Source organism: Nocardia sp. NPDC004260, assembly GCF_053603155.1.
Genome location: NZ_JBSGEZ010000001.1, coordinates 92765 through 118483 on the forward strand (window position 1 = coordinate 92765; position 25719 = coordinate 118483).

The following is a 25719-nucleotide window of genomic DNA, read 5'->3' on the forward strand; positions in this document are numbered from 1 at the left end:
AGTCCACATTGCCATCCACACCACCGGTGGCACCACCACCAGCGATATTCACCTGGCAACCCACGGTGTAACCCGGGAAGATCTTGCCCCCGGCCGCGCCGGAGAGCTCGACCTGCGCGCTGCCCGAGACCCACGCGTTGCGGTGCAACGGCGTCGCGCCCATGGACGGACTGATGTTGGCCGATTCGCCGACCAGACGGATGGTCACGACGGTGCCATCGGAGAGCGTCTTGGTCAGCTCCCCACCCGGCAGCGGAACGAAGGTGTCGGCATTCGCCGCACCGGTGGAGAACAGGCCCATGGCGATGGTGGCAGCGGCGCCGAGGCCGGCCATCCGCGCCAGGTTCTTACGGTTGATCATGGTTTGGTATCCCTCGAGGGTTGAGTCCGCTTCAGCGGGAAGATGGTTCGTTGGGTTCGACAGACGTCAGCCGATGCTGAACGGCATCCCGTAGAGGGTGGTCTTCGAGTAGTGATCGCCGATGATCTCGACGACCGTGTACGAACGCGCCTGCGCGTAACCCGCGCAGCCCTGGATCTGGATCTCGGCATCCTGGTATTCGACGGAGTAGACACCGGCCTTGAGGATGTCCTTGTAGTCGATCTGAACGAACTTCACTTCGCCGGGACCGAGGTTGACGCCGATCGAACCGCCCGCGCTGGCGCCGCTGAGGTTCACGCTGCCGGACACACCGGCGGAGATCGCGTCATCGGCGATGCTGATCTGGCAGCCGACGATGTAACCGGTGCTCAACTGCGACGAACCATGCGTCGAGGAGTTGTTGGTTCCGGGGTTTCCGGTCGGACCGTTGTTGGGACCGATGGTGCCTTCCGGCGTCTCGGTGACATCGGCGACGGCGTTGCCCGACACCCAGACCACCCGGCCTGCGCCGTTGGCGGCCAGCGACGGCGAAATCAGGGCCCGCTCTCCGTTCCTGGTGATCGTCACGCCGGGCCCTACCTTCTGACCGTCCGGCAACGGCACGAAGGTATCGGCATTGGCGGCACCGGTCGAAAGCAGGCCCATGGCAACAGCCGCGGCAGCGCCTACGCCCGCGACGCGGGCACCGCGGCGCAGACCTTTGGTGCGGTTCTCGCTCATACTTCCCCTCATCAGGTTCAAACAGTCAACCTCGACCATCGAGGCTGGACAGTGGTCCTCTCAGGCCCAGCTCAGTGTGTCGCCCCTTTGTTGCCGATGTGTAACCGGTTGTTATTTCGGCGCAACGGGCAGGGGGCAACGGAACCGAGCCGGGTTCCGCCGAGCGGGCTTTCACGCGTGCCGGCACCCACGACCGCGGGTCCCAATGTGAGTGGCTCGATGGGAGATTAAACGGTTCGTAACGACCGCCGCAACGAAAAGTTTCGTAAAGTTCAAGGTGACTCACATCACACTTGCGTACATCCGAATATGGCTTGACGTGCATAAATACCGGTTCGCTACAGCCGATTCCGGTGGGAAAACCGAGCTGGCGGCACAGCAGGGCCAGCGTACGGATACGGGACACGACCGTAAGGATCTCGTCCGGATTATTTCCGGTCAGAAATGATCACTGGCGCGTTTCGCAAGCCAGGGGAAACGACTACGTAGCTACTACGTAGATAACGGACTCAGCCGTGATGCGGGGGAACCTGGGCGCGCAGCCAGTCGTCAGCGGACCGGACGTCGTCGCGCTCGTCGCGCTCGTCGGCGGTGGTGTCGGGCAGCGCGTCGCCGAAGACCTCCGCCAAGCGCGCGGCATCCCTCGCCCGGCGACCCGCCGGGCGAGGATGCTCAGAAGGCGTGGAGGCGGTAATTACTCGACCAATCCGGAGAGTTCACCGATCACCCGGCTGGCGAGCGGGCCCAGCGTCGCCATGCCGTCGCGAACGGCGGAACGGGTGCCGGGCAGGTTGACCACCAAGGTGCTTCCGGACACGCCGGCCACCCCGCGGGAGAGCCCCGCGTCCAGCGAGCCTGCCACCCGGCCGGAGGAACGAAGGGCTTCGCTGATCCCCGGCAACTCGCGGTCGAGCACCTGCGAGGTGGCCTCCGGCGTCACGTCGCGCGGGGACATGCCCGTACCGCCGACGGAGATCACCAGATCGACGCCGCCGATCACCGCCGTGTTGAGCGCGTTGCGGATCTCGACCTCGTCGGCCTGCACCGACACCGACGCGTCCACGAGGAAACCCGCTTCGGTGAGCAGCTCGGTGACCAGCGGGCCGAGCGAGTCAACACCTCCATGCGCCGTCCGATCGTCCACGACCACCACCAGAGCACGCCCCGCCACAGGAGCATCGATTTCCATGGTGCTCACCGTAGCGCCTGCGTCCAGCAACTCGGCGGCCGCACCGAGAACGTCGGCGTTCACATCGATCATCGGCCCAGGCCCGCCGGGCACCGCGCGCATCACCGGCCGCCGTCCGCGGGCGCGCCGGAGAGGGTCACCTCGACGGTCTTGGCATTGTTGCCTTGATCATCGGTGTAGGTGACTTTCACCTTGTCTCCCGGTTGGTGCGAGCGCACCGCGGCGACGAGCGCGTTCCCGGAATCGATCGGGCGGTCGTCGACCTTCGTCACGACTGCCCCCGGCGGGATGCCCGCGCGCGCGGCGGGGCCGTCCGCCGTGACATCGCGGACCTTCGCGCCGGAAACCTGCTGCGCCGGGTCCTGCTGCCGCGACACCGTGATCCCGATCTGCGCGTAGGTGGCCTTGCCGGTCTTGATCAGTTCGTCGGCCACCCGGCGCGCCTGATCGACGGGGATCGCGAACCCGAGTCCGATCGATCCGGTCTGGCCGCCCGCTGTCTCGGCGGGCCCGAGCGTCGCGATGGCGGTGTTGATGCCGATCAGCTTGCCGCTGCCGTCCACCAGCGCGCCACCCGAGTTGCCCGGGTTGATCGCGGCATCGGTCTGGATCGCGTCGATCACCGGGCTGACCGCGGCGCCCGCCTCGCTTCCGTCGCCGGTGGTCACGACGGGCCGGTTCAGCGCCGACACGATGCCCGTGGTGACCGTGCCCGCAAGGCCGAGCGGCGACCCGATCGCGACGACCGGCTGGCCGACTTGCAGATTCGCCGAGCCACCCAGCTCGATGGGAGTGAGGCCGGTCTTCCCGGAAACCTTGATGACGGCCAGGTCGGAAACCGGATCGGCGCCGACCAGCGTGGCGGGCGCGCTGCTGCCGTCGGAGAACACGACCTCCATCTTGGCGCTGGGCCCGCCGCCCGCGGCGACGTGGTTGTTGGTCAGGATCAGGCCGTCGGAGGACAGGATCACCCCGGAGCCCTCCCCCTCGGCCTTACTGCTGGCCACCTTGATCATCACGACGCTGGGCAGCACCTTCTGCGCGACCGCCTGGGTGGAACCGGCCGGAGCGTTCACGGCGTTGCTCACGTTCGGCTTCGGAGCGTCCAGCGCGTTGGTCACCGGTGCCCGACCGTCGTCGCCGTGCGTGACCAGCGCACCGACCGCACCGCCGATACCACCGCTGACCAGCGCGAGCGCGACCGCGCCCGCGGCCAGACCCGCGCGGAACGGACGCCGGGCCTGCGCGGGCGGTGCGCCGTAGGGGCCGTGCGGTTGCGTGGCGTCGGCCGGTGGACCGAAGGACGCCGGATACCCGGGGAAGGGCGCGGCCGGATGGTGCTGCGGAGGGAACTGCGCGGTGGGATGCTGTGCTGCCTGCGGGCCGTAACCGGGGGCGTGCGCCTCCCCTGGCCCGAACCCGCCCGCGTCCGGCGCACCCGGCTCCCGGCGATCCTTCGAATCCTCGGTCATGGACTCCTCGTTTCTGCTCACGTCTCGTCCAGGTTGGCCGCGGCGACTGAGAGCGGACTGAGACCGCGCTTTCAGTTTTCCGAGAGCTGCCGGTGCGAAATAGAATCACCGGCAAGTTGATGTCTCAAATCCTGCCGCAAACCAATCGGAGCATTGTCCGAAATACCTCACCGACGACGAATATTCCGCACAGAACTCGAGATTGTGACGGAAATGGAGTTCCGCCGCTCACTATTGCGTCAATCGGACACCGGCGCGCCCGGCTCGCCGGGCAACACGATGCGAACGACGGCGCCGCCGCGTTGCGAGGTATCAATGGCGATCGTACCGCCGTGTTTCGTCACCACCTGTTTGACAATCGCCAGGCCGAGGCCCGAGCCCGGCATCGATCGCGACGACATGACCCGATAGAAACGCTCGAACACCAGCTCGCGTTCCGCCGCGGGAATACCGGGACCGGCGTCGTCGATGGACAGCTCCAGCAACCCCGGACCGCTCTCCCGCATCAGAATGCGCACCTGCGCGCCCGCCGGGCTCCACTTGGCCGCGTTGTCGAGCACGTTCAGCACCGCACGCTCCAAGCCCGCCTCGTGCCCGTAGACGAACCACGGCCGCAGGTCGGCGAGGAACTCGATGCCGGTGCGGCGACGGCGGGCGCGCTCGAGCGCTCGTTCCACGACCTCGCCCAGATCCACGCGCTCGTAGACGGTCTCCGGCGCGTCCTCGCGCGCGAGATCGACCAGGTCGCCCACGAGCGTGGACAACTCCTCGATCTGCGCCATCACGTCGGCGCGCAGTCCGGCCATGTCCTCGTCCGGGATGCGCGGAGCGCCGGGACGGCTCGACGCGATGAGCAGTTCCATGTTGGTCCGCAGGGACGTGAGCGGCGTGCGCAGCTCGTGCCCGGCGTCGGCGACGAGCCTGCGCTGCCGGTCGCGCGACTCCGCGAGCGCGCGCAGCATCGTGTTGAAACTCTCTGTGAGCCTTGCCAGTTCGTCGTCGCCGGTCACCGGGATCGGGGTCAGGTCGTCGGTGCGGGCGATGCGCTCGGTGGCCGCCGTCAGCCGCGCGATGGGCCGCAGGCCCGTGCGGCCGACCGCCGTGCCCGCCGCGGCGGCCAGTATGACGCCGCAGCCGCCGACGACGAACAACAGCCAGGCGAGCCGGTCGAGCACCTCCCTGGTGCGGTCCAGGCGCTGGGAGATGACCAGCGTCGCACCGGAGTTGGTATAGACCGCGAGCACGCGCTGATCGCCGTCGGTGCGCAGCGACGAGCTGCGTTCCCCGCGGGCCACGGCCACCTCCTGCGGCCCCACCGGCGGATCGGTGGACTGCGGCGGCAGCCAGCGCCGCAGATCGGGATAGATCAGCGCGATGCCGGTGTCGTCGTAGAAGGCGGCGGCGACCATCAGATTCAGGTTGTTGAACCCGTACGGGTTACTGGCGATCACCGCCGTGGACCGGCTGCGCAACTGAGCGTCCACGTCGGCGTACAACGCGCGCGCCACCAGCGCGTACGCCGCGATCGAGGTGACCGCCACCGCGATCGCCACCACGGAGGCGGCCAGCAGCGTCACCCGCCACCGCAGGGAGACCGACCGCGTCAACGGCATGGGCGGCCGCATGTCCACGGGCTCGGACGGACGCTGGCCGAGTGCGGCGACGGCGGGACGCTTGGGAGGTGTTCGTGCCATGACCGAGGACCTACGGCGGCGTTTCACGCAGCACATAGCCGACGCCGCGCACCGTGTGGATCAGCCGCGGCTCGCCCTCGGCCTCGGTTTTGCGGCGCAGATAACCGATGTAGACCTCGAGCGCGTTTCCCGAGGTCGGGAAATCGTAGCCCCAGACTTCCTCGAGAATGCGGCTACGGGTGAGCACGCGGCGCTGGTTCGCCATCAGCATTTCCAGCAGTGAGAACTCGGTACGAGTGAGACTGATCTGCCTGGCGCCGCGGGACACCTCGCGGGTCACCGGATCCAGCGACAGGTCGGCGAACTTCATCGCCTCCGACGCGTCCCCCGGGCCCGCGGCCGTGCGCCGCAACAGCGCGCGCAACCTGGCCAGCAGTTCCTCCAGCGCGAACGGCTTCGGCAAATAGTCGTCCGCCCCGGCATCGAGCCCCGCGACCCGCTCCGATACCGAATCCCGCGCGGTGAGAACCAATATCGGCAAATCATCGCCCGTACTCCGGAGACGGCGGCAGACCTCGAGCCCGTCCAGCCGGGGCATCATCACGTCCAGGACGAGCGCGTCGGGTCGCTGGACAGTTGCCTTCTCCAGCGCGTCCACACCGTCCACCGCGAGATCGACGGAGTAGCCGTTGAAGGTGAGCGACCGGCGCAGCGATTCCCGGACCGCCCGATCGTCATCGACCACCAGAATGCGCATGCCACCAGTTTGACCGCACCGACTGAGAGGTAACTGAGAGGGCGCTCCCGACACGCCGTGGTGAGCAGCCACGACACGCCACGGTGCGTCGCCCCCGTCAACCCGGGGTGACCAGGGTCTTCCACGGCCCCGCGGAGAAGTTGACGCGTCCCTTACGCATTACACCGCGAAACTCGTTCTCTATAGCCATATTCGGTAATTTGCGCGGCGGCTCCCCCGGATTGCCGATGACCACTCTGCACGGTATGTTCCGTGCGGTAAAAAGAAGACCTCTAGTTGGTTCTTTGCGGGTTGAATCAATACCGAACAGCCACGCGCGCCCGAGGTCACTGGTGAAGCGGAGGCGACGGAAGCGGATGGAAGCTGCACCGCGGTCCTGGCAATTCAGCCTGTCGAACTGGTCGGTCACCCGCAAGGTTGGCGTGGTGCTGGTGCTTCCGGTGCTGCTGGCGACTGTCTTCGCCGTGCTCCGAATCAACAACGAACTGCGTACCATGGCGCAGTTGGACGCGGCGACCGAACAAGCCATCATCATCCGGCCGATCGTCAAGTTCGGTTCGGCCACCGAGCAACTCGGCGTCACCGCGACCGCCACCTGGGGCAACGCCGCGGACCCGCAGACCGACGCCGCGCTGACGAAGTTCGACCAGGCACTGGCCGAACTGGAAGCCGCCTTGCAGACCACCAAGGTCAGCGGCCGGGTCACCTCCGAACTCGCCTCGGCCATCGCCACCGGCACCACGATGCGCAACAGCCTGCGCAACGGCTCGCCCGCCATGGTCGGCGAGCAGTCCGACGAGATCATGGTCCGCATCGGCAACGCGCTCGCGCTCTCGCCGTCGGTGGACGACCTGGTCATCCAGCGGTACTTCCTGCAGCTGGCCTCGGTGCAGACCGCGCGGCGCGTGCTCACCCAGCAGCGCATGCTGATCGGCTCGCCGGACGCGGGCCGCAACCCGAGCGTGCGGCCCCGCGTGCTGGTCGCCGCGGGCGCCGAGATCACGATGATCTACCAGTACGCGCAGATCCTGCCGGACTACGCGGGCAACATGCGCCCGCTGCTGGACGCGGTGCAGACGCGTCTCGGCACCTTCAGCCAGAACGCCGCCGATCCGGCGACCAATCCCGCCGTCGTCGATTCGCTGCTGATCAGCTCGGACACCTATGAGAAGACCACCGCGCAGCTGATCGACACCATCGACAGCGCCTTGGCCGCGCGCACCACCGAGGCGCAAGCCGGTGCGCTGCGCGAGACGACGATCGTCATCGGCATGCTGCTCGCGGGTCTCGCCCTGGCGCTCTCGGTCGCTCGTACCCTGGTCGTCCCGGTCCGCCGCCTGCGGCGGGACGCGCTCGAGGTCGCGCACATCAAACTGCCCGACGAACTCGCCGTGGTGCGCGCGGGCGGCACCACTCCCGAGATCACCCCGGTCGCGGTGCACTCCACCGACGAGATCGGCCAGCTGGCCCGCGCCGTGGACGAGATCCACGAGCAGGCGCTAAACCTCGCCGCCGACCAGGCCCGTCTGCGCCTGCAGATCGGGAACATGTTCGAGACCCTCTCGCGCCGCAGCCAATCGCTGGTCGAGCAGCAGCTGGCGCTGATCGAGGACCTCGAGCACGACGAGGACGACACCGACCGGTTGCAGAGCCTGTTCCGCCTCGACCACCTGGCCACCCGCATGCGCCGCAACGGCGACAACCTGCTGGTGCTCGCCGGTACCGCCTTGCGCCGCGGCCAGCTGCACCCGGTGCCGCTGTCGGACATGCTGTGGAGCGCGGTTTCCCAGGTGGAGGACTACCAGCGCGTCGAGATCGGCGCGGTGCCCGATGGCATCGTCGCGGGCGAGCCCGCCGTCGACATCGAGCACCTGCTGGCCGAGTTGATCGACAACGCGCTGCGGTACTCCCCGCCGACCACGCCGGTCACCGTGATGGTTTCGCGCGCGGTGGACGGCGGCTACCTGATCGAGATCACCGACCGCGGCCTCGGCATGTCCCTGGAAGACCTGCAGACGACCAACGACCGGCTCGCCTCCGGTGGCGAGGTCACCGTCGAGACCGCGCGCCGCATGGGCCTGTTCGTCGTGGGCCGCCTGGCCAAGCGTCACACCATCACGGTCAGCCTGCGCCGCACGTCCACGATGGCGCAGCAGCCGGGCATCACCGCCAGCGTGCACCTACCCGGCGCGCTGGTCGCGCCGCCGATGGACGTCACCGATCCGGCGGGCAAGCCGCTCGATATCACCGCCGAGCACCAGCTGCCCTCCCTGGTCACGCCGCCCACCGGCGCGCAGCCGCGCAACCTGGTTCCGGTGCCGAGCCTGCCGCAGCGCGACACCGCACGCTTCGGCGTGACGAGTTCCGGCCTGCCGCAACGCCGTCCGGCCATCCGCGTCGCCGACACTCCCGACCAGCCCACGGTCTCCACGCCGGTCGGTCGGGCGGTCAACCCGGCGGATCAGCCCGCCACCCAGCCGTGGCCGGTGCTCACGCCGCGCGCGGACGACCGCACACCCACCGGTCCGTTCGCCGCGGTGACGCCCTCCGCAGGGGAGCAAGCCGTCGAGCAGCAGCCCACGCGTACCGATCTGTGGACCGAGGTCAAGGACGACGAGCCGACGACCGGTCCCACACCCACCGTGCCGAGCCAGCCGCCCGCGCCGCAGACCACCGCCCGCTCCGGTCTGCCGATCCGGAAGCCGGCCGCGCCCGTCGAGCCACCGCAGGAGGCGGCGCCGGAACCCGCGACGGTGACTTCCTCCCGGCTGCAGCCGGTCGCAGGCTCCTCCCCGACCCCTATCTATCAACGCATGGTCTCGGAATGGCTGGTCGAGCCCTCGACCTCGCAATCGCCGGAAAGCTCGTGGTCCTCGCCTGGCGACGCGGGCTGGCTGGCCGCCGAGGACGCCAGCCATCCGACCACCACCGCGCGCACTGTCGGCGGCCTGCCTATTCGCAGGCCGGGCGCCCAGTTGGTGCCCGGCGGCCTGGCGCCCGCGGACGACGCGGGCCCGCGCGATCCGGAAGAAATCCGCAACAATTTGACCAGGCATCTCAGTGGGGTCCGCAGCGGGCGGGCCAATGCGCAGTACAACGACGGAGGGCTTGCATGACCAACGCGAAAAACAGCACCACGGACGAGAATCTGAACTGGCTGGTCGCCCGCTTCACCCGCGATGTGCCCGGCGTGTCCCATGCGGTGCTCGTATCGGCGGACGGCTTGTTGCAGGCCACCAGTCCGCACCTGCCCAGTGACCGTGCCGAACAGCTCTCCGCCGTCACCGCCGGACTCGCCAGCCTTTCCATGGGCGCGGCGTCGCTGTTCGACGGCGGCAAGGTGATGCAGTCCATCGTGGAGATGCAGCGCGGCTACCTGCTGGTGATGAGCGTCGGAAACGGCTCGCATCTGGCCGTGCTGGCGAACAAGACACACGACATCGGCCGGATCGGCTACGAGATGGCGCTGCTGGTCGATCGGGTGGGCTCGGTGGTCACCGCCACCGCGCGCACCGCTGTCTGAGCGTGAGATGTCCAACCCATACGGTCCCGGACCACGACCCACCACGCGCGTCCGGCCCTACGCCCTGACCTCGGGGCGCACCGAACCCGCGATCGACCTGCCGTTGGAGGCGGTCATCGAAACCTTGTCGTACACTGCACATCTCGACTGGCCGACCGGCGACATCCGTACCGAGATACTGCGACTCGGCACACATCGGTTGTCGGTCGCGGAGATCGCGGCACATCTGGACCGGCCGCTCGGCATGGTCCGTGTGGTGATCGGCGACCTGGTCGTCGACGGCACCATGCGCGTGCATTCGACCCTGACCGAAGAGGCGAGCTATGACGAGCGCCGTTCCCTGATGGAAAGGACATTGCGTGGACTCCGCGCCCTATAGGAATCCGGGGCCCAGTGGACACCCCGGGCCAAGTGGAAATGTCGGATCGGGCAACGCCCCCGGCCCGGATGGCTTCGAGAACCGGGTCGCCTCGACGAAGATCGTCGTCGCGGGTGGCTTCGGCGCGGGCAAGACCACGTTCGTCGGCGCGGTATCGGAAATCGTTCCGCTGCGCACCGAGGCGATGGTGACCCGCTACTCCGACGGCATCGATGATCTCGCCGAGACGCCGGAGAAGGAGACCACCACGGTCGCCATGGATTTCGGCCGGATCATCCTGCCCGGCAACCTGGTGCTCTACCTGTTCGGCACGCCGGGCCAGCGGCGGTTCTGGTTCATGTGGGACGACCTGATCCGCGGCGCGATCGGCGCCGTGGTGCTGATCGACACCAGGCGGCTGGAGGACAGCTTCGCCGCGGTCGACTTCTTCGAGGCGCGCAAGCTACCGTTCCTGATCGCGGTCAACCGCTTCCCCGACGCACCGCGTTTCCCCATCGCGGAACTGCGCGAGGCGCTCTCGGTGCGCGAGGGCGTCCCGATCGTGGACATCGACGCGCGCAACGCGATCGAGGTGCGCCAGGCGCTCGCCGCGGTCACCGAGTACGCGATCGCCCAGCTGAAGGCCAGCGAACTGGAAGGAACGGCCCGCCATGCGTGAGGTCGCGGTCCTGGCCGCGGGTAGTGCCGCCACCACGTCCGTCGACCAGTTCGCGCTCGGCTATTGGCTGGTCGGGCTGTCGGTGGGCATTTCGGTCCTCGGCGCGATGGTCGGCCTCGCCTGCATACGGCACGGCGCGCGCTCGGTCCAGTTCCGGTTGGTGTGGCTGGTTTCTGCGGCGATATCGCTGGGCGGCGTCGGTGCGTGGCTGGCCACCTCGGTGGCCATGCTGGGCCTGAAAGTGCCCGGCAGCGCGATGCGTTACGACCCGGGCAGGCTGGTCGCGGCGCTGGTGGTGTCCATCGTGGCCGTCTTCGCGGCACTGCTGATCATCGGGCGCACGCCCCGGCTCGCGCTGCTGCTGCCCGGCGGCTTGGTACTGGGCCTGGGCATCGGCGTCACGCACTACCTCGGCATCGGCTCACTGGAGATCCAGGGTTCGGTGGGCGTGACGACCTGGCTGGCCGTCGTCTCCGCCGTGATCGGGGTGATCACCGCGACGGCGACGCTGTGGCTGTTCCAGACCTTGCGCTTCCCGCTGGCCCGCGCCGCGACGGTGCTGCTGTTCGGCGTCGGCGTGGCCGCCACCTACTACACGGCGGTGGCCGCGTTGCATTTCGACGTCAACCGGTCGGCGAAGGTGCCCGACGGCGTCGAGCTGTTCGACTTCGTGTTCCCGATGTTCGTCATCGGCTTGCTCGCGCTGACCGTGCCGATCTCCGCGGTGCTGATCGCACCGGATCGCCGCGAGTTGGCCGCACCACCGAAGCCGCGCAGGCCGAAGCTGGAGCCCGCCCGCTGATCCGGTTTCGCGGCGCCGTTCGGGGCCGATCGACCGTTTTCCGCTGACCGATCCCCGTCGGCGTGCCGGATTCGGCGATGCCACGGATTCACTCGCCCGGCCCACTTACAGTGGAAGCCATGCGTTTCGGTCTCGATTACGCCGCGGGTCGTCCAGGGGGCGCGGCGATTCGGGCGGCGGGGTACGACTTCGTGGTGCGGTATCTGTCCGACGGCGGCCCGAGTCTGCCCGGCAAACTGCTCACCCCGTCCGAAGCGAACGATCTGCGGGCGCACGGCATCTCGCTCGTCTCGAACTGGGAGACCACGGCCGCGCGGATGCTGGACGGCTACGGCGCGGGCATCGTCGACGCGCGTGCGGCCCTCGCGCAGGTGCTGCGCTGCGGCGGCCGGGTGGACCGGCCGATCTATTTCTCCGCGGATTTCGACGCGACGCAAGAGGACCAGTTGCGCGTCAACGCCTACCTGGACGGTGCCGCGACCGTGCTCGGCCGCGCGAACGTCGGTATCTACGGCGGGTATTGGACGGTCAGCCGCGCACTGGACGCCGGGTACGCGACCTGGGCGTGGCAGACCGACGCCTGGTCCGGCACGAACGTGGAGACCAGGCGTGCCATTCATCAGACGCGCCGCCAGGTGACGGTCGGCGGCGTGCGCTGTGACGTGAACGAGGCCGAGACGATCGATTTCGGCCAGTGGGATTTCGTGGAACAGGAGGAGCCGGACGTGACGCCGGAACAAGAGGCAGTGCTGCGCGACATCCAGATTCAGCTGCGCGGACCCGACTTGTCCGGCTGGCCGCAGCTGGGCGCCGACGCGGACGGCCGGAATCGGACGCTGGTGGACGGATTGGCCGCGGCGCTGACCCGAATAGCCGCGCTGGAGCGCGAATCCGCCGAGTTGCGAACGCAAGTAGGCGAATTGCGTACCGAGATCAGCGAACTGGAGGCGACGACGGCCGAGCTGACCGAGCAGGTGGAGCGCTGGAACGGACGACACTGGCCGTGGCCGCTGTCGCTGATCGAGGGTCCCGCGGCGCTTGTCGGTGAACAGCTGGCCCGCCTCGAGGCGCTGCTGCCGGACTTTCCCGGCCTGCCCGGACACGACGGCGAGCGGCGCGCACCGGGCGGCGACGCCGGGCTTACGGCGTTGACCTCGAAAGACCGAACCCACACCGGCGCGATCGACGAACGCACGCGGCTCGGTGAGCGGGAGTGACGGGGCGAGCGAAACCGGCTGAACGGCCCCAAAATTGGCGATGAGCGGGTTCTCTTGGGAACCAAGAGAACCCGCCCTCGACGACGAGGGTACCGGTATCGGGCTGCGCGCGCATCATTTTCGGCGAACTTTTCCTCGGCCGAAAACCGACCGACGGTCCGGGATTCCGCATGTGGCTATCCAGTCGCAATCACTTCCGGCGCAATAGTGCGACGTGATGCAGGGCACATTGGTAGCTAGAAAATAGCTATGCTGCCGATAACCGACCGGAAATTTTTTTCCGAAGGGCGCCGAAGTGCCCGTTTCCGGACAGTAGACCAGTATCCGGCCCGTTCGAGGCGAGGTCGGCATCGGTCGAGCAACCGGCCGTCGCTCGCGGCCTCGGGCACGGCAGCTCCTACGATCTCCGTGCGGGCGTACCGCTCAGAGTTTCTCGACGTCGATCAAGCCGCGCCGCACGGCCGCGACCAACCTGCGCGGCACCCGACGCACGACGCCTCCCACGGTCACCGCCACCAGATCCACCGGTGCGGCCTTCCAGTTCGACCGGCGGCTGCGGGTGTTCGACCGCGACATCTTCCGCTTCGGCACCGCCATCTCAGGCCCCCTTCCGCACGCGCTTGCCGTATTTGCGTTCGAACTTCTCCACCCGCCCCTGGGCGTCCAGCACGCGGTGCGCACCGGTCCAGAACGGGTGCGAATCGGCGGTGACGTCCACCGTCAGCAGCGGATAGGTGTTGCCGTCGGCCCACTCCACGGTGCGTGTACCGGTTGCCGTGGACCGGGTGAGAAACCGCTTGCCGGTGCTCACGTCCTCGAAGACCACCTGGTGGTAGTCCGGATGGATACCCTTCTTCATTTCGACTCTCCTTTCGGGGTTTTCAGGTCCTGCACGGGCTGCCCTGCCTCCCCGTCACTCGCGCATGGATCGGCGTGCCACTCGCCGAACGGGTCCTCCCATCGGGCGACCCGCTCCGGCGCGCGCTCGACCAGGCGCAGTTCGTCGTCCTCCACCAGCGCCCAGTGCAGCGCCTCCCGGATCTGTGCCGGATCGGCCTCGTGTACCAGGATGGACAGCGAGACGTCCCGGTCGCCGAATCGTTCGTCCCAGCGCAAGGCGGCCATGGCGAGACGCTCCGGGTCCGCCTCGGCCCGTTCCGCTTCCGGCATCGCGGCCAGCCAGCGCCCCGCACCGCCCACCCGCAGGCCACCGCCGGCGGATTCGAGCCACACGACCTCGTCGGGCTGGGTGGCCAGCCACAGGCGGCCGCGCGCGGTCACGACGCCGTCGAACAATACGTCGAGCGCCTCGTGCAGGCGGGCGGGATGGAACGGCCGCGCCGCGGCGAACTCCACAAGTTCGACGCCGTAGTCACTGGTCAAGGGCGGTCGGCCACGCAGAAGCGGTGCGTGCGCGTCGAAGACCCGCCCCCGGCGCGAATCGGCGGGGACGCGCGCGAGCAGCGTTTCGACCAGCGCGGGCGTGACGGAACCCGGCTCGTCCGCCCAGGCGATCGGCGCGCCGGGAACCAGCCTGGCCAGGACCGCGGCGAGCTTGCCTCGCTCGACCGCCGCGTCGACGAGCAGCGCTCCGTCGGCGGCGGCGCCGAGGACGAGGACGGCATCGGCGAAATCCACCTGCCCGACCGCGACCTGCGCCACCGTCCGGTCGTCCTCGGCGGCGGCGAGACCGCGTTCGGCGAGCGTCTCGTCGCCGGTCGCGTCGGCGAGCCAGACGCCGGCGTCCAGGCAGGTCAGGACCGCGTCCACCCGGACGTCGCGCCCGGCCGGGCCGTCGATGCGACCGTGCACGCCGGTGACCACGACGTGCTCGATGGCTCGGCACACCGCCTCGGCCTCGAACGCGGGGTCGAGCGCGAGCACGATGCGATCCACCGACTGCCGCCGGGAGAGGGTGCACAGCAGCGGAACCAGATCCATCCGCAGGGTGCAGGAGACACAGCCGTGCGCGAGCTCGAGCACGGTCGAAGTCTCCTGCGTCGCGGTGCGCACCGTGCGACGCACGACGCCCTCCCGCAGCTGGGTCAGATCGTGGCGGACCACGACGGTGCCCGCGGCCGCGCCCAGCACCGCGGCCGCGCGATCCACGCCCGCCGCGGCGAGTCCGGCGAAACCGGCGAGCACCAGCACGGGCGTTCTGCGGTCGGTGCCGGGTGGGACCAGGGTGGAATCCGCAGCCACCGGAACCCCTTTCAGTAACGATTTTCATTTGCTCTACAGCAACGGTACATTGTCGAGCTGTCGTTGTCGAAAATGATTGTCATCTACTGGAGGGAGTCCGCATGTCGGCCCACTGCCCGGTCACCGGGCGCAAGCCCGGATTCGGCAAGTCCGTGTCGCACTCGCACAAGCGGACCAGCCGCCGCTGGAACCCGAACGTCCAGCGCAAGACCTACTACCTGCCCAGCGAAGACCGGCGCATCACGCTGACCGTCTCCGCAAAGGGCATCAAGACCATCGATCGGGACGGGATCGAGGCCGTGGTGGCGCGGCTCCGGGCCCGTGGCGACAAGATCTGAGGAGCGACCCATGGCGTCGAAATCGACCGACATCCGTCCGATCGTCAAACTGAAGTCCACGGCGGGCACCGGGTACACCTACGTGACCCGCAAGAATCGCCGCAACGACCCGGACCGCCTCGTGCTGCGCAAATACGATCCGGTGGTGCGCGGGCACGTCGACTTCCGTGAGGAGCGCTGAGATGGCCAAGAAGTCGAAGATCGCGCGTGATCAGCAGCGCAGGACGATCGTGGCGCGCTACGCCGGGCGCCGCGCCGAACTGAAGGAGCTCATCCGGAAGCCGGGCACACCGGAGGCCGAACGCACGGCCGCCCAGGCCGAACTGCGGCGGCAGCCGCGCGACGCCAGTCCGGTACGATTGCGCAATCGGGACGCCGCGGACGGACGACCGCGCGGTCACCTCCGGAAGTTCGGACTTTCCCGTGTGCGTGTGCGCGAGATGGCCCACCGGGGCGAGTTGCCCGGTGTGCACAAATCGAGCTGGTAGACAACCACTGATCTCGTGAGAAGGAACTCGTCATATGGCAGTCAAGCGAGCACCGTCGAAGAAGGTTCGCGCAGAGCAGGCCCGCCGTCCGAAGAAGAACCCGCTCATCGCCGCCGGCATCGAGACGGTCGACTACAAAGACGTGAACCTGCTGCGTACGTTCATCTCCGATCGCGGCAAGATCCGCAGCCGCCGGGTCACCGGGCTCACCCCGCAGCAGCAGCGCCAGGTCGCCGTCGCGGTGAAGAACGCCCGTGAGATGGCGCTGCTGCCGTTCACCAGCCGCTAGGCGCACTCCGCGACACGAGCGAACCGGAAAGACCCCCGATGCGCGAGCACCGGGGGTCTTTGTCATCGTCGCTACCGAACCGGCCGGGTCACGGGATGGTCAGGACCTGGCCGGGGTTGATCGCGTCCGGGTTCGGGATGCCACTGGCGTCCGCGATCTCCCGGTAGCGGTTGCCGTCGCCGTAGAAACGCTCGGCGATCGCCCACAGGGTGTCGCCCGGCTCGACGGTGTAGGTGCGCGGCTCCGGCGCGGGCGGCGGAGGCGGCACCTCCTCGGCGGCGGGAGCCGCGACCTGCTCTTGCACCGGTTCCGCTTCCGGCTCCGGGGCGGGCAGCGGGGTGTCGGTGTCGGTGCCGGAGGCCCACAGCGCGCTGCCGTCGGTGCCGTACAGCACGACGTTGCGATCCGCTTGCACGACCAGCCGATCGGCGGCCTGGTCGTTGGTCTCCGTCGCCCAGACCGCGCCGTCGCTCTTGTAGAGGACGAAGTTGCCGTCGTGCTGCAGCACGGCCCGCTCCACGCCTTGGTCGTGCGTCTGGGTGGCCCACACGACATTCCCGCCCGGCTCGGACAGCACTAGATTGCCGTCGTCCTGCAGGGTGAGAGTGTAAGCCCCGCCCTGGAGGGACTGCCCTCGCCCGAGTTCTTCGCCTACGCGCAGCGTGTCGACCACGATACTTCCTTTCCGGAAAAAGCTGGTAGAGCATCCGACATGATGAGCGCCGCAACGACTCCGGCGCGCATCCCCGCAGAACTTACTGCCCCCGAACGACTTTGGGAGCTATTACGCGCAGGGTTCGCGGAACGTTCACTGTGGGGTTCGTCCCAGTGCACGACGCACCCGCTGTGCGGTATGTGAACCGACGCCGGGACTAGGGTGTCGGTATGGATCGGATCCAGGCCGGACGCGCCGCCACAGCTGTCGCCGTAGTGCTCGCCTGTCTTGCCGCCGCGGGCTGCGGCGGCTCGGACGACGAAGGGAGGACGCCGAGCACGAGCGCCTCTCCGAGCGCGGCGGCGCGCACGCCCACCGAGGACCCGCGCGGGAACCAGGGCAACGAATTCACCGCCGACCCGTCCATCGTCGGCGCGCATCCGATCCCATTCCAATCGTGGACCCGATTGGGAGACAACAAGATAGCCGTGAACTTCGAAACCGGTTCGCCGGAGTGCTACGGCGTGGACGCCACGGTCACCGAGACCGCGTCGACGGTCACGGTCGAACTGCGCTCCGGCAGCCGCGCCGAGGCGGTGGGCCGCATGTGCGCGATGATCGCGGTCTTCGGCACACTGGAGGTACCGCTGAAAGAGCCACTCGGAAACCGCACGGTGCTCAGCGCGGTCTAGCGCTCGGCGCGCACGACAGGCTGGTCCCGCACCGTTCCCTCGTAACCGAATAGCTGCCGGCTTGCGACGGGCCGCATCGCACGGCTCCTCATGCGCCCCAGCACAACTCTCGGAGGGGACCACCGAAACCCTTGCCCGACCGCGTGATACGGGCGGGAATCGAACGAAGAACGCCGCGCCGGATCCTCGATCCGACGCGGCGTCGCGGAACCATCGAGCTCAGTGGGCGAAGTGGCGGGCCCCGGTGAGATAGAGGGTGACGCCCGCCTCGCGGGCGACGTCGATGGTCTCCCGGTCGCGCACCGAACCGCCGGGCTGCACGATGGCGCGGACACCGGCCGCGATCAAGGTCTGCGGACCGTCCGGGAACGGGAAGTAGGCGTCGGAGGCCGCCACCGACCCCTTGGCCCGGTCCCCGGCCCGCTGGACCGCGAGGCCCACCGCGTCCACGCGGTTGACCTGGCCCATGCCGACACCGACCGAAGCGCCGTCGTGCGCGAGCAGAATCGCGTTGGACTTCACGGCCCGGCAAGCGCGCCAGGCGAACGCCAGATCGGCGAGCGTTTCCGCGTCGGCGGCCTCGCCGGCGGCCAAGGTCCAATGAGCCGGGTCGTCGCCCGGCGCGTCCAGCACGTCACGCTGTTGCAGCAGGGCCCCGCCGCTGATCGGACGCAGTTCGGCGCCCGCGCGCGTCGGCGGCTCGGCCACGAGGATGCGCACGTTCTTCTTGCGCTGCAACACCTCCACCGCGCCGTCGGCGTAGGACGGCGCGACGATCACTTCGGTGAAGATCTCGGCGACCTGCTCGGCCAGTTCCACGGTGACCTCGCGGTTCGCCGCGATCACCCCGCCGTACGCGCTCACCGGATCGCAGGCGTGCGCCTTGCGGTGCGCCTCCGCGATGTCGGCGCCGAGCGCGATGCCGCACGGGTTGGCGTGCTTGATGATCGCCACGGCCGGAGCCTCGTGGTCGTAGGCGGCGCGCCAGGCCGCGTCGGCGTCGACGTAGTTGTTGTACGACATCTCCTTGCCGTGCAACTGCCGCGCCTGCGCCAGCCCGGGGCCGCCGTCGCCGTTGGTGTACAGGGCCGCGGACTGATGCGGGTTCTCGCCGTAACGCAGCACCGCCGACCGCTCCCAGGTGCCGCCGAGCCACTCGGGGAACCGGACAGCGGTGTCCTCGGCCGTGCCATCCGCGCTCAGCACGTTGGTCATCCAGCTCGCGACCGCCACGTCATAACTCGCGGTGTGCTGGAACGCCTTGGCCGCCAAGGCTGTGCGCTCGGCCAAGGTGAAGCCGCCGGACTTCACCGCGGCGAGCACGTCGTCGTAGTCGCCGCTGTCCACGACCACCGCCACCGACGGGTGGTTCTTCGCCGCGGCGCGCACCATGGACGGGCCACCGATATCGATCTGCTCCACGCACTCGTCCGGGGTCGCACCACTGGCCACGGTCTGCGTGAACGGGTAGAGGTTCACCACCACCAGCTGGAACGCCTCGACGCCGAGCTCAACCAGCTGATCGACGTGCTCCTGCTTGCGCGAGTCCGCCAGGATGCCCGCGTGCACCCGCGGGTGCAGGGTCTTGACCCGGCCGTCGAGGGTCTCCGGGAACCCGGTCAGGTCCTCGACCTTGGTCACCGGGATGCCCGCGTCCGCGATCCTGCCCGCGGTGGACCCGGTCGAGACCAGCTCGATGCCCGCCGCGTGCAGACCGGTCGCGAGCTCCACGAGACCCGTCTTGTCGTAGACGCTCACCAGCGCCCTGCTGATCGGCTTGCGTTCACTCACCGGAGAACTCGCTCATCTGGGATAACTGCCTTTCGTCCATCGGAGACAATGCCTCGCGTCGCGACGGCGGCGACGACCTCCGCCAGCAACCGTCGCTCGACGATCTTGATGCGCTCGTGCAGGGTGGCCTCGTCGTCACCCGGCAGCACCGGCACCGCCTCCTGCGCCAGGATCGGCCCGGTGTCCACGCCCTCGTCGACCAGGTGCACGGTGCAGCCGGTGACCCGCGCTCCGTAGGCGAGCGCGTCCCGCACGCCGTGCGCGCCGGGGAACGCGGGCAGCAGGGCGGGGTGGGTGTTGATGATCCGTCCGCCGAACCGGTCCAGGAAAGCGGGACCGAGCAACTTCATGAAGCCCGCCGACACCACCAGATCCGGCTGGTGCTCGGCGACCGCCTCGGTGAGCTCGGCATCCCACGCGGCGCGGTCCGGAAAGTCCTTCAGCGCCACCCGGAAATGCGGTACGCCCGCGGCGTCGGCATGGGTAGTGGCCGCGCACAGCCGGTCGACGCCGACCGCGACGATCTTCGCCGGATAGCCGGGCGCGGCCGCGGCGTCCAGCAGGGCGTGCAGCAGCGAACCGGTGCCCGACGCCAGGACGACGACGGTGGCCGGCGTCGTCACGGGCTTCCACGAGGCATACGGGGACGTCAGCGCTCTACTCCCTGATCGATCGGATAGCGGACGGATGCGGCACCGCCGGGTTAAAGCCTAACGACCGTCCACCCGGTCACTGTCCGGCAGGTCCGCCTCGACCACTTCGGCGTCGACGATGTCGCCCGCGGCGTGGTCGGGATGCCGACCGACGGTCTCGATCGCGGGCGGCTCGTCGACGAGTTCGGCGTCCAGCGGGGCCTCCAGCTCGGGCCGGTCGTAGTCGTCGTAGTAGTCGTCGTCTTCGTAGTAGTCGCCGTCGTCGGTCTCGTAGTAGTCGTCGTCGGGGTAATCGTCGTACGGATCGGTGTAGTCCGCCGGTGGGACGCCGACCGGCACAAGGAACCAGCGGGCGAACACCAGGCCCGCGTAGCCGGGGATCGCCAGCCAGGCGAACGTGACCGAGGCGAAGATCGGCAGTTGCAGGCCGACCCGGCCCACCTCGCCGAGTTCGCCGCCCGCGACCGCGCCCGCCACGGTCAGCGCGAGCGCGGCGAGCGCGGCGGAGACGAGCGTGGCCCACGGCGCGCCGATCCGGTCGGTGGAAGTGCGCGCGATGTCCAGCCCGCCGAGCACGCCGACCGCCGCGGGGATCAGCAGCACCACCGGCCACCATCCCGCCGCCGGACCGGTCGGCACCGCCGCGAGCAACGGAAACGCCGGGATCGGGCCGCCGACGACGGAGAACACCCCGAACGAGGCGACCCCGATCTGCGCGCTGGAACCGACCAGCACACCGACGGTGTGGATCACCAGGTTCGGCAGATACGCCAGCGAGAGCAGCGTCAGGCCCAGGACGCCACCGGCATTGCCCGCCGACTGATACATGTCACCGAGCCGCGAAACGTGGACGAGGAACGAGACCACCACCACGGCGCTCGCGCAACCCAGCAGGCGCAGGACCGACCGACCCGCGCCGTACAGGCCGGAGACCGCCCAATCGGGCAGCCGCAGCAGCACGAACAACTCGCGCCGGAGACGGATGCCGATGCCGATGGCGGCGGCGAGCAGATACAACGCGGCGACCCACACGAACGCGGCGAGGGTGTTCGGCGGTTGCAGCGCGATGACACCGGAAGCGTCTTCGGTGACCGCGAGGCAGACGATGGTGACCAGCAGCGGACCGCCCACCGCGGCGCCGACGATCCACCCGAGATCCGCTCGGGTGCATTGCGGTTCCACGGCGCGCGCGCATTCCCGCGCGGCCAGCCAGACCAGCAGGGCGGTCGGCAACAGCGGAAGCAAGCCGAGCGAGGTCTTGCCGATCACCAGCGGAACCTGGTGCACGCCCAACCAGGAGGCGGCGATCGCGCCGGAGGCGCCGTCCAGATCGCTGCCCGCCGCCAGGAGCGTGGCGAGCACGAGGACGACGAGGGTGGTCAGCCCGAAGGCGGACGGGCGGCCCGCTACGGCGATGAGCACCCTGGACCGCTCCGGGGTGAGGGACAGAAACCCGGCTTCGTCCGCGTCGGGGTGCGGCTGCGACGAGCGCGGCCCGCCGATCCGGCGGGCCGAGGAGTTTCTGGAAGAGCTCATGGCATTTCAGCGTGGCATCCTCCCCGGCGCGAACGGGTCAGGCGCGCCGCAGGAACGCGATCGCCGCACCGGGGAGGACGCCGCTGAGTTCGCTACTTGTTCTTGTCGTCCGAAGGACGGAATGCCTGGGTGGCATCCGAGGAAGGGTCGCCGCTCTGCTCGCCGCCGAACGGACCGCTCTGCTGGCTCGGCTGGCTGGTCTGCGCCTGCTGCTGGCCGTAGCCCGGTGAACCGTAGGGCGACTGCTGACCGGACTGCTGCTGGCCGCCGAAGTGCTGGGTCACGCTCTCGTCGGGGCGCGGCTGCGCGCCGTACGGCGAACCCGGCTGCTGGGGCGCGCCGTAGGCCGTGGTCGGCTGGCTCTGCCCGTAAGGCGACTGCGGCTGTCCGTACGCCTGTCCCTGCTGGCTCTGTCCGTAGCTCGGCTGGCTCTGCCCGTAAGGCGACGGCTGCCCCTGCTGGGACGGGAACTGCGGCGGCGCGGACTGGGCGCCGTACCCGGCCTGCCCGTAAGGGCTGGCGCCGTAGCCGGGCTGCTGACCCGGCTGCCCGTAGGACTGCTGACCCGGTCCGTACGACGGCTGCTGCTGGCCGTAGCCGCCCTGACCGAACCCGCTCGGCGCGGCGGCGGGGCGCGGGGCGGGCGCCTTGAGGATGCCCACCTCGAACAGCGTCGCGGCGATCGCCAGCGCGGCCTGCACGAAGGACAGCACGAGCAGGACGAACGCACCGACCTTCAGCTCGCTGCCCGAACCGAAGTTGAACGACTGGAACAGCAACGCGACGAAGCCGGCGGTCGAAGCCGCCGCGGCCGCGCCGGTCCAGTTCTGCTTGGGCAGCAGCGACAGTCCGGCGAGCAGGCCGCCGAGCAGCAGCAGGCCGAGCAGCGGCGAGCCGGACGCGACCTCGAAGAGGTTGGCCGTCTCCGTCGTGCTGACCGTGCGGCCGCCGATATCGATCGGCTTCCTGCCGAGGAACGGCAGGAAGCCGAGCAGGAAGTTGATCACGCCGAGCGCCGCTACGCCGACCACCAGGAAGAACGGCAGACCTTTGGCATCGGAACCGGTAGCGCTCGAACCTGAAGTGGCACCACCCGCGGCCGGACTCTGGCTGGATGGCGCTGAGGGCGAGGGTGTGTTGTACCCAGAGCCCCCGGTCGGGTAGGACATGTCGTCGTCTCCTAAATCGAGTCGTACATGGTCTTCACGGCTGGATTACTTCTGACGCTACTGCACTCCCTCGCCGAGGTCATCCCGCCGCGACGGCCGAGGCGAGCGGATTCGCCCGCATCACGGCAGGTCGCGGCGGTGTCCGGCGCGAAGCTCCTAGCGAGACCACCTACCGCTCATTGAAACTGTTGCCCGCGATGGCGCTTTTCACACCACCCGGGTTCTCAATAGCGGGGAATTCCCGGTGCCAACTCGATGAACCTTCCGCCCTGCTGCCTCGTGATGGATAGCGAGGAGAACCGCGAGTGGCTGGACCGGACGCTCGGCTTCTGCCCAAGCCTGAGCCCCCGCCACACATGACGAAGGCCGCCCCCCGAATTCGGAGGCGGCCTTCGTGCACGGTGCGGAGATCAGGCGCTGATGCTGGCCTTCTCCAGGATCTCGCGAGCCAGCGCGGCGGTCTCGGACGGCGTCTTGCCGACCTTCACGCCCGCGGCCTCCAGCGCGTCCTTCTTCGCCTGGGCGGTGCCCGACGAGCCGGATACGATGGCGCCCGCGTGGCCCATCGTCTTGCCCTCGGGGGCGGTGAAGCCTGCCACGTAGCCGACGACCGGCTTGGTGACGTTGGCCTTGATGTAGGCCGCGGCCCGCTCCTCGGCGTCGCCGCCGATCTCGCCGATCATCACGATCAGCTTGGTCTCCGGGTCCTTTTCGAACGCCTCGATGGCGTCGATGTGGGTGGTGCCGATGACCGGGTCGCCGCCGATGCCGATGGAGGTCGAGAAGCCGAAGTCGCGCAGCTCGTACATCATCTGGTAGGTCAGCGTGCCCGACTTGGACACCAGCCCGATCGGGCCCTTGCCGGTGATGTTGGCCGGGGTGATGCCGACCAGCGACTCGCCGGGGGTGATGATGCCGGGGCAGTTCGGGCCGATGATCCGGGTCTTGCCGCCCTTCTCCACGTTGTAGGCCCACGCGTAGGCGGTGTCCTGCACCGGGATGCCCTCGGTGATGACCACCAGCAGCGGGATCTCCGCGTCGATGGCCTCGATGATGGCGTCCTTGGCGAACTTCGGCGGCACGAACGCGATGGACACGTCGGCGCCGGTCTCCTTGATGGCCTCGGCGACGGTGCCGAACACCGGCAGCTCGACCGCGTTGCCGTCCTTGTCGGTGTGCGCGACGGTGGTGCCCGCCTTGCGCGCGTTCACACCGCCGACGATCTGGGTGCCCGCCTTCAGCATCAGCGCGGTGTGCTTGGTGCCCTCGCCGCCGGTGATGCCCTGGACGATGACCTTGGAGTCCTTGTTCAGGAAGATAGACATTTCTTTTCGTCCTTACTCGGCCGTCGTTATCGGGCGGCTGCCAGTTCGGCGGCCTTGTCGGCGCCTTCGTCCATTGTCTGCGCCAGCGTCACCAGCGGGTGGTTTGCGTCGGCCAGGATCTTGCGGCCCTCGTCGACGCGGTTGCCGTCCAGGCGGACGACCAGCGGCTTGTTGGCCTCGTCGCCCAGGATCTCCAGCGCCTTCACAATGCCGTTGGCGACCGCGTCACACGCGGTGATGCCGCCGAACACGTTGACGAACACGCTCTTGACCTGGCTGTCGTTCAGGATGACGTCCAGACCCGCTGCCATCACCTCGGCCGAGGCGCCGCCGCCGATGTCCAGGAAGTTGGCCGGCTTCACGCCGCCGTGGCCCTCGCCCGCGTAGGCGACGACGTCCAGCGTGGACATGACCAGACCCGCGCCGTTGCCGATGATGCCGACCTCACCGTCGAGCTTGACGTAGTTGAGGTCGTTCTCCTTGGCCTTGAGCTCGAGCGGGTCGGTCGCGTCCTTGTCCGCGAACGCCTCGTGCTCCGGGTGGCGGAATCCGGCGTTCTCGTCGAGGGTGACCTTGCCGTCCAGCGCGAGGATCTCGTCCTGCGGGGTGCGCACCAGCGGGTTGACCTCAACCAGGGTGGCGTCCTCCGCGACGAACACCTCCCACAGCTTCTGGATGGTCACGGCGGCGGCGTCCAGCACGTCGGCGGGCAGGTGGCCCTGCTCGGCGATCGAGCGCGCGAACGCCAGGTCGACGCCCTTGACCGCGTCGACCGGAACCTTCGCCAGCCGCTCCGGCTTGGTCGCGGCGACCTCTTCGATCTCCATGCCGCCCTCGACCGAGCACATGGCCAGGTAGGTCCGGTTGGCCCGGTCCAGCAGGAAGGAGATGTAGTACTCCTCCGCGATGTCCTTGGCCTCGGCCACCAGGATCTTCTTGGTGATGTGGCCCTTGATGTCCAGGCCGATGATGTTCTGCGCGTGCGTGAGCGCGTCGTCCGGGGTCGCGGCGTACTTGACGCCACCGGCCTTGCCACGGCCACCGGCCTTCACCTGGGCCTTGATCATCACCGGCTTGCCGATTTCCTCCGCGATGGCGCGGGCGTCCTCGGCCGTGTCCGTGACGCGGCCCTCGGACGAAGGCACTCCGTGCTTAACGAAGAGCTCCTTCGCCTGATATTCGAAGAGATCCATGTACTCACCGTCTCGTCTGCGTTGTGATGACAACGTCTTTGTTGGCGGCCCGACGTCGGAAGCGGGTCGGGTCGGACTCTAACCAGTCACATGGAGGGCCAATCGGCCACGTTCATCCTAAGTGGCGCAGGTCACCCGGCGTCGTCCGGAGCGGCAAAACCGCTGGCCAACGCTACTGGCGAGTAGGTTGCTGACACCGCGCCAGGTAGAGGACCGAACCCGGGAGCGCGCCGGAATCTACTACAACTTGTCGTTGAACGACCTCTCCGGAGTGCCCATACCGCAGTGAGATCTTCCACGGGGAAAGCGTGATCAATCTCACATGTTTGTTACGGAAGCTGCGCACCGCTTGTCGCGGCTCAATCGTTTCGTTACCGTCAATGCGGTCGATGTCACAACACGGTCACGACTAGGAGGACGGCAAGCTTTGACGCAGCACAGCGCTCCGCAGACGGAGAGCCGCTCCGCATTCGACCGATCGACGCCGCTGGTCAGGCGGCTTCCAAGTTCCACCAGCTTCACGATGTGGCACCGCCGATGAACCACAGTTCCACCTTCGCTCCCACTGATCGCTCGCGGACGGGACATCGTTACCGCCCCGACGACGAGTCCTTCGCCCCGGCGAGCTACGCCGAGCCATCGTTCGACCCGCACT

General features: G+C 68.7%; 27 protein-coding genes. 11 read left to right on the forward strand and 16 right to left on the reverse strand.

Annotated features, from left to right (window positions below; genetic code table 11):
• From ACWEO7_RS00490 to ACWEO7_RS00515, 6 genes are all read right to left on the reverse strand, one after another.
• Positions 1 to 361: MspA family porin (locus ACWEO7_RS00490; protein ID WP_452419867.1), on the reverse strand; the 361-nt coding region annotated here is incomplete at its 3' end.
• Between the two features lie 66 nt (positions 362 to 427).
• Positions 428 to 1102, reverse strand: coding sequence for an MspA family porin (locus ACWEO7_RS00495; protein WP_452419868.1), 675 nt, complete (start codon positions 1100 to 1102; stop codon positions 428 to 430).
• 694 nt (positions 1103 to 1796) lie between these two features.
• Positions 1797 to 2363 carry a MogA/MoaB family molybdenum cofactor biosynthesis protein gene (locus ACWEO7_RS00500; RefSeq protein ID WP_452419869.1) on the reverse strand — a complete coding sequence of 189 codons (567 nt, stop codon included), beginning with the start codon at positions 2361 to 2363 and terminating at the stop codon, positions 1797 to 1799.
• 29 nt (positions 2364 to 2392) lie between these two features.
• The gene (locus tag ACWEO7_RS00505) at positions 2393 to 3763 is read right to left on the reverse strand and encodes a S1C family serine protease (protein WP_452419870.1); all 1371 of its coding nucleotides are present in this window, start codon (positions 3761 to 3763) and stop codon (positions 2393 to 2395) included.
• Positions 3764 to 4002: 239 nt separating this feature from the next.
• Positions 4003 to 5457 (reverse strand): ATP-binding protein, encoded by a 1455-nt coding sequence (locus ACWEO7_RS00510; protein ID WP_450023090.1) that lies wholly within the window; start codon positions 5455 to 5457, stop codon positions 4003 to 4005.
• Between the two features lie 10 nt (positions 5458 to 5467).
• Positions 5468 to 6154 (reverse strand): response regulator transcription factor, encoded by a 687-nt coding sequence (locus ACWEO7_RS00515; protein WP_452419871.1) that lies wholly within the window; start codon positions 6152 to 6154, stop codon positions 5468 to 5470.
• A 356-nt stretch (positions 6155 to 6510) separates the two neighbouring features.
• Between ACWEO7_RS00515 and ACWEO7_RS00520 the strand changes: the two genes are divergently transcribed.
• From ACWEO7_RS00520 to ACWEO7_RS00545, 6 genes are all read left to right on the forward strand, one after another.
• Complete coding sequence (locus tag ACWEO7_RS00520) at positions 6511 to 9270, forward strand: ATP-binding protein (protein ID WP_452419872.1); 2760 nt, start codon at positions 6511 to 6513, stop codon at positions 9268 to 9270.
• Positions 9267 to 9677, forward strand: coding sequence for a roadblock/LC7 domain-containing protein (locus tag ACWEO7_RS00525; RefSeq protein WP_355074622.1), 411 nt, complete (start codon positions 9267 to 9269; stop codon positions 9675 to 9677). The genes ACWEO7_RS00520 and ACWEO7_RS00525 overlap by 4 nt, the downstream gene beginning before the upstream one ends.
• A 7-nt stretch (positions 9678 to 9684) precedes the next feature.
• Positions 9685 to 10056: a DUF742 domain-containing protein gene (locus tag ACWEO7_RS00530; RefSeq protein WP_040782732.1), complete on the forward strand. Its 372-nt coding sequence runs from the start codon at positions 9685 to 9687 to the stop codon at positions 10054 to 10056.
• Between the two features lie 100 nt (positions 10057 to 10156).
• A complete protein-coding gene (locus ACWEO7_RS00535) occupies positions 10157 to 10714 on the forward strand; it encodes a GTP-binding protein (protein ID WP_039801302.1) in 558 nt (185 codons plus the stop codon).
• Positions 10707 to 11516 (forward strand): MHYT domain-containing protein, encoded by an 810-nt coding sequence (locus tag ACWEO7_RS00540; protein ID WP_452419873.1) that lies wholly within the window; start codon positions 10707 to 10709, stop codon positions 11514 to 11516. The genes ACWEO7_RS00535 and ACWEO7_RS00540 overlap by 8 nt, the downstream gene beginning before the upstream one ends.
• Before the next feature lie 119 nt (positions 11517 to 11635).
• Positions 11636 to 12733 carry a glycoside hydrolase domain-containing protein gene (locus ACWEO7_RS00545; RefSeq protein WP_452419874.1) on the forward strand — a complete coding sequence of 366 codons (1098 nt, stop codon included), beginning with the start codon at positions 11636 to 11638 and terminating at the stop codon, positions 12731 to 12733.
• A gap of 423 nt (positions 12734 to 13156) precedes the next feature.
• Here the strand turns inward: ACWEO7_RS00545 and rpmF are convergent, their stop codons facing one another.
• From rpmF to mrf, 3 genes are read right to left on the reverse strand one after another with little or no spacing between them, the layout of a single operon-like run.
• Positions 13157 to 13330, reverse strand: coding sequence for a 50S ribosomal protein L32 (gene rpmF / locus ACWEO7_RS00550; RefSeq protein ID WP_355074628.1), 174 nt, complete (start codon positions 13328 to 13330; stop codon positions 13157 to 13159).
• Between the two features lies 1 nt (position 13331).
• Complete coding sequence (locus tag ACWEO7_RS00555; RefSeq protein WP_452419875.1) at positions 13332 to 13592, reverse strand: type B 50S ribosomal protein L31; 261 nt, start codon at positions 13590 to 13592, stop codon at positions 13332 to 13334.
• Complete coding sequence (gene mrf, locus ACWEO7_RS00560; RefSeq protein ID WP_452419876.1) at positions 13589 to 14935, reverse strand: ribosome hibernation factor-recruiting GTPase MRF; 1347 nt, start codon at positions 14933 to 14935, stop codon at positions 13589 to 13591. Before mrf ends, ACWEO7_RS00555 begins: the two co-directional genes overlap by 4 nt.
• Positions 14936 to 15036: 101 nt before the next feature.
• Here mrf and rpmB point away from each other — a divergent pair, with 101 nt between their 5' ends.
• From rpmB to rpsR, 4 genes are read left to right on the forward strand one after another with little or no spacing between them, the layout of a single operon-like run.
• Positions 15037 to 15273, forward strand: coding sequence for a 50S ribosomal protein L28 (gene rpmB, locus ACWEO7_RS00565; RefSeq protein WP_452419877.1), 237 nt, complete (start codon positions 15037 to 15039; stop codon positions 15271 to 15273).
• 10 nt (positions 15274 to 15283) lie between these two features.
• The gene (rpmG, locus tag ACWEO7_RS00570; RefSeq protein WP_450023075.1) at positions 15284 to 15454 is read left to right on the forward strand and encodes a 50S ribosomal protein L33; all 171 of its coding nucleotides are present in this window, start codon (positions 15284 to 15286) and stop codon (positions 15452 to 15454) included.
• Between the two features lies 1 nt (position 15455).
• Positions 15456 to 15761 (forward strand): 30S ribosomal protein S14, encoded by a 306-nt coding sequence (gene rpsN, locus ACWEO7_RS00575; RefSeq protein ID WP_355074636.1) that lies wholly within the window; start codon positions 15456 to 15458, stop codon positions 15759 to 15761.
• 34 nt (positions 15762 to 15795) lie between these two features.
• A complete protein-coding gene (rpsR, locus tag ACWEO7_RS00580; RefSeq protein WP_011211513.1) occupies positions 15796 to 16050 on the forward strand; it encodes a 30S ribosomal protein S18 in 255 nt (84 codons plus the stop codon).
• A gap of 88 nt (positions 16051 to 16138) precedes the next feature.
• On the opposite strand, the gene ACWEO7_RS00585 is transcribed toward rpsR, so the two are convergent.
• Positions 16139 to 16723 (reverse strand): LysM peptidoglycan-binding domain-containing protein, encoded by a 585-nt coding sequence (locus ACWEO7_RS00585; RefSeq protein WP_452419878.1) that lies wholly within the window; start codon positions 16721 to 16723, stop codon positions 16139 to 16141.
• A 212-nt stretch (positions 16724 to 16935) separates the two neighbouring features.
• Here ACWEO7_RS00585 and ACWEO7_RS00590 point away from each other — a divergent pair, with 212 nt between their 5' ends.
• On the forward strand, positions 16936 to 17397 hold the full coding sequence (locus tag ACWEO7_RS00590) for a hypothetical protein (RefSeq protein WP_452419879.1): 462 nt from the start codon (positions 16936 to 16938) through the stop codon (positions 17395 to 17397).
• Between the two features lie 219 nt (positions 17398 to 17616).
• On the opposite strand, the gene purH is transcribed toward ACWEO7_RS00590, so the two are convergent.
• The 6 genes from purH to sucC all read right to left on the reverse strand — a co-directional run bounded on the left by purH (position 17617) and on the right by sucC (position 25064).
• A complete protein-coding gene (purH, locus tag ACWEO7_RS00595) occupies positions 17617 to 19188 on the reverse strand; it encodes a bifunctional phosphoribosylaminoimidazolecarboxamide formyltransferase/IMP cyclohydrolase (protein WP_452419880.1) in 1572 nt (523 codons plus the stop codon).
• Positions 19185 to 19811, reverse strand: coding sequence for a phosphoribosylglycinamide formyltransferase (purN, locus tag ACWEO7_RS00600; protein WP_450023067.1), 627 nt, complete (start codon positions 19809 to 19811; stop codon positions 19185 to 19187). The genes purH and purN overlap by 4 nt, the downstream gene beginning before the upstream one ends.
• Positions 19812 to 19898: 87 nt before the next feature.
• Positions 19899 to 21377: a cell division protein PerM gene (locus ACWEO7_RS00605; RefSeq protein ID WP_452419881.1), complete on the reverse strand. Its 1479-nt coding sequence runs from the start codon at positions 21375 to 21377 to the stop codon at positions 19899 to 19901.
• Positions 21378 to 21469: 92 nt separating this feature from the next.
• The gene (locus ACWEO7_RS00610; RefSeq protein WP_452419882.1) at positions 21470 to 22546 is read right to left on the reverse strand and encodes a DUF5336 domain-containing protein; all 1077 of its coding nucleotides are present in this window, start codon (positions 22544 to 22546) and stop codon (positions 21470 to 21472) included.
• Positions 22547 to 22956: 410 nt separating this feature from the next.
• Complete coding sequence (gene sucD, locus ACWEO7_RS00615) at positions 22957 to 23871, reverse strand: succinate--CoA ligase subunit alpha (protein WP_355074650.1); 915 nt, start codon at positions 23869 to 23871, stop codon at positions 22957 to 22959.
• Positions 23872 to 23897: 26 nt separating this feature from the next.
• Positions 23898 to 25064 carry an ADP-forming succinate--CoA ligase subunit beta gene (gene sucC, locus ACWEO7_RS00620; RefSeq protein ID WP_039801161.1) on the reverse strand — a complete coding sequence of 389 codons (1167 nt, stop codon included), beginning with the start codon at positions 25062 to 25064 and terminating at the stop codon, positions 23898 to 23900.
• Between the last annotated feature and the right edge of the window lie 655 nt (positions 25065 to 25719).

Bases quoted from the DNA above. Each gene is read 5' to 3' on its own strand.
- rpsR (WP_011211513.1), top strand. From the start codon at position 15,796: ATGGCAGTCAAGCGAGCACCGTCGAAGAAGGTTCGCGCAGAGCAGGCC.
- rpsN (WP_355074636.1), top strand. From the start codon at position 15,456: ATGGCCAAGAAGTCGAAGATCGCGCGTGATCAGCAGCGCAGGACGATC.
- sucC (WP_039801161.1), bottom strand. From the start codon at position 25,064: ATGGATCTCTTCGAATATCAGGCGAAGGAGCTCTTCGTTAAGCACGGA.
- sucD (WP_355074650.1), bottom strand. From the start codon at position 23,871: ATGTCTATCTTCCTGAACAAGGACTCCAAGGTCATCGTCCAGGGCATC.
- rpmB (WP_452419877.1), top strand. From the start codon at position 15,037: ATGTCGGCCCACTGCCCGGTCACCGGGCGCAAGCCCGGATTCGGCAAG.
- ACWEO7_RS00500 (WP_452419869.1), bottom strand. From the start codon at position 2,363: ATGATCGATGTGAACGCCGACGTTCTCGGTGCGGCCGCCGAGTTGCTG.
- rpmF (WP_355074628.1), bottom strand. From the start codon at position 13,330: ATGGCGGTGCCGAAGCGGAAGATGTCGCGGTCGAACACCCGCAGCCGC.
- ACWEO7_RS00605 (WP_452419881.1), bottom strand. From the start codon at position 21,377: ATGAGCTCTTCCAGAAACTCCTCGGCCCGCCGGATCGGCGGGCCGCGC.
- ACWEO7_RS00510 (WP_450023090.1), bottom strand. From the start codon at position 5,457: ATGGCACGAACACCTCCCAAGCGTCCCGCCGTCGCCGCACTCGGCCAG.
- ACWEO7_RS00590 (WP_452419879.1), top strand. From the start codon at position 16,936: ATGGATCGGATCCAGGCCGGACGCGCCGCCACAGCTGTCGCCGTAGTG.
- ACWEO7_RS00505 (WP_452419870.1), bottom strand. From the start codon at position 3,763: ATGACCGAGGATTCGAAGGATCGCCGGGAGCCGGGTGCGCCGGACGCG.
- ACWEO7_RS00495 (WP_452419868.1), bottom strand. From the start codon at position 1,102: ATGAGCGAGAACCGCACCAAAGGTCTGCGCCGCGGTGCCCGCGTCGCG.
- ACWEO7_RS00530 (WP_040782732.1), top strand. From the start codon at position 9,685: ATGTCCAACCCATACGGTCCCGGACCACGACCCACCACGCGCGTCCGG.
- ACWEO7_RS00540 (WP_452419873.1), top strand. From the start codon at position 10,707: ATGCGTGAGGTCGCGGTCCTGGCCGCGGGTAGTGCCGCCACCACGTCC.
- ACWEO7_RS00545 (WP_452419874.1), top strand. From the start codon at position 11,636: ATGCGTTTCGGTCTCGATTACGCCGCGGGTCGTCCAGGGGGCGCGGCG.
- ACWEO7_RS00610 (WP_452419882.1), bottom strand. From the start codon at position 22,546: ATGTCCTACCCGACCGGGGGCTCTGGGTACAACACACCCTCGCCCTCA.
- ACWEO7_RS00520 (WP_452419872.1), top strand. From the start codon at position 6,511: ATGGAAGCTGCACCGCGGTCCTGGCAATTCAGCCTGTCGAACTGGTCG.
- ACWEO7_RS00515 (WP_452419871.1), bottom strand. From the start codon at position 6,154: ATGCGCATTCTGGTGGTCGATGACGATCGGGCGGTCCGGGAATCGCTG.
- rpmG (WP_450023075.1), top strand. From the start codon at position 15,284: ATGGCGTCGAAATCGACCGACATCCGTCCGATCGTCAAACTGAAGTCC.
- ACWEO7_RS00525 (WP_355074622.1), top strand. From the start codon at position 9,267: ATGACCAACGCGAAAAACAGCACCACGGACGAGAATCTGAACTGGCTG.
- ACWEO7_RS00555 (WP_452419875.1), bottom strand. From the start codon at position 13,592: ATGAAGAAGGGTATCCATCCGGACTACCACCAGGTGGTCTTCGAGGAC.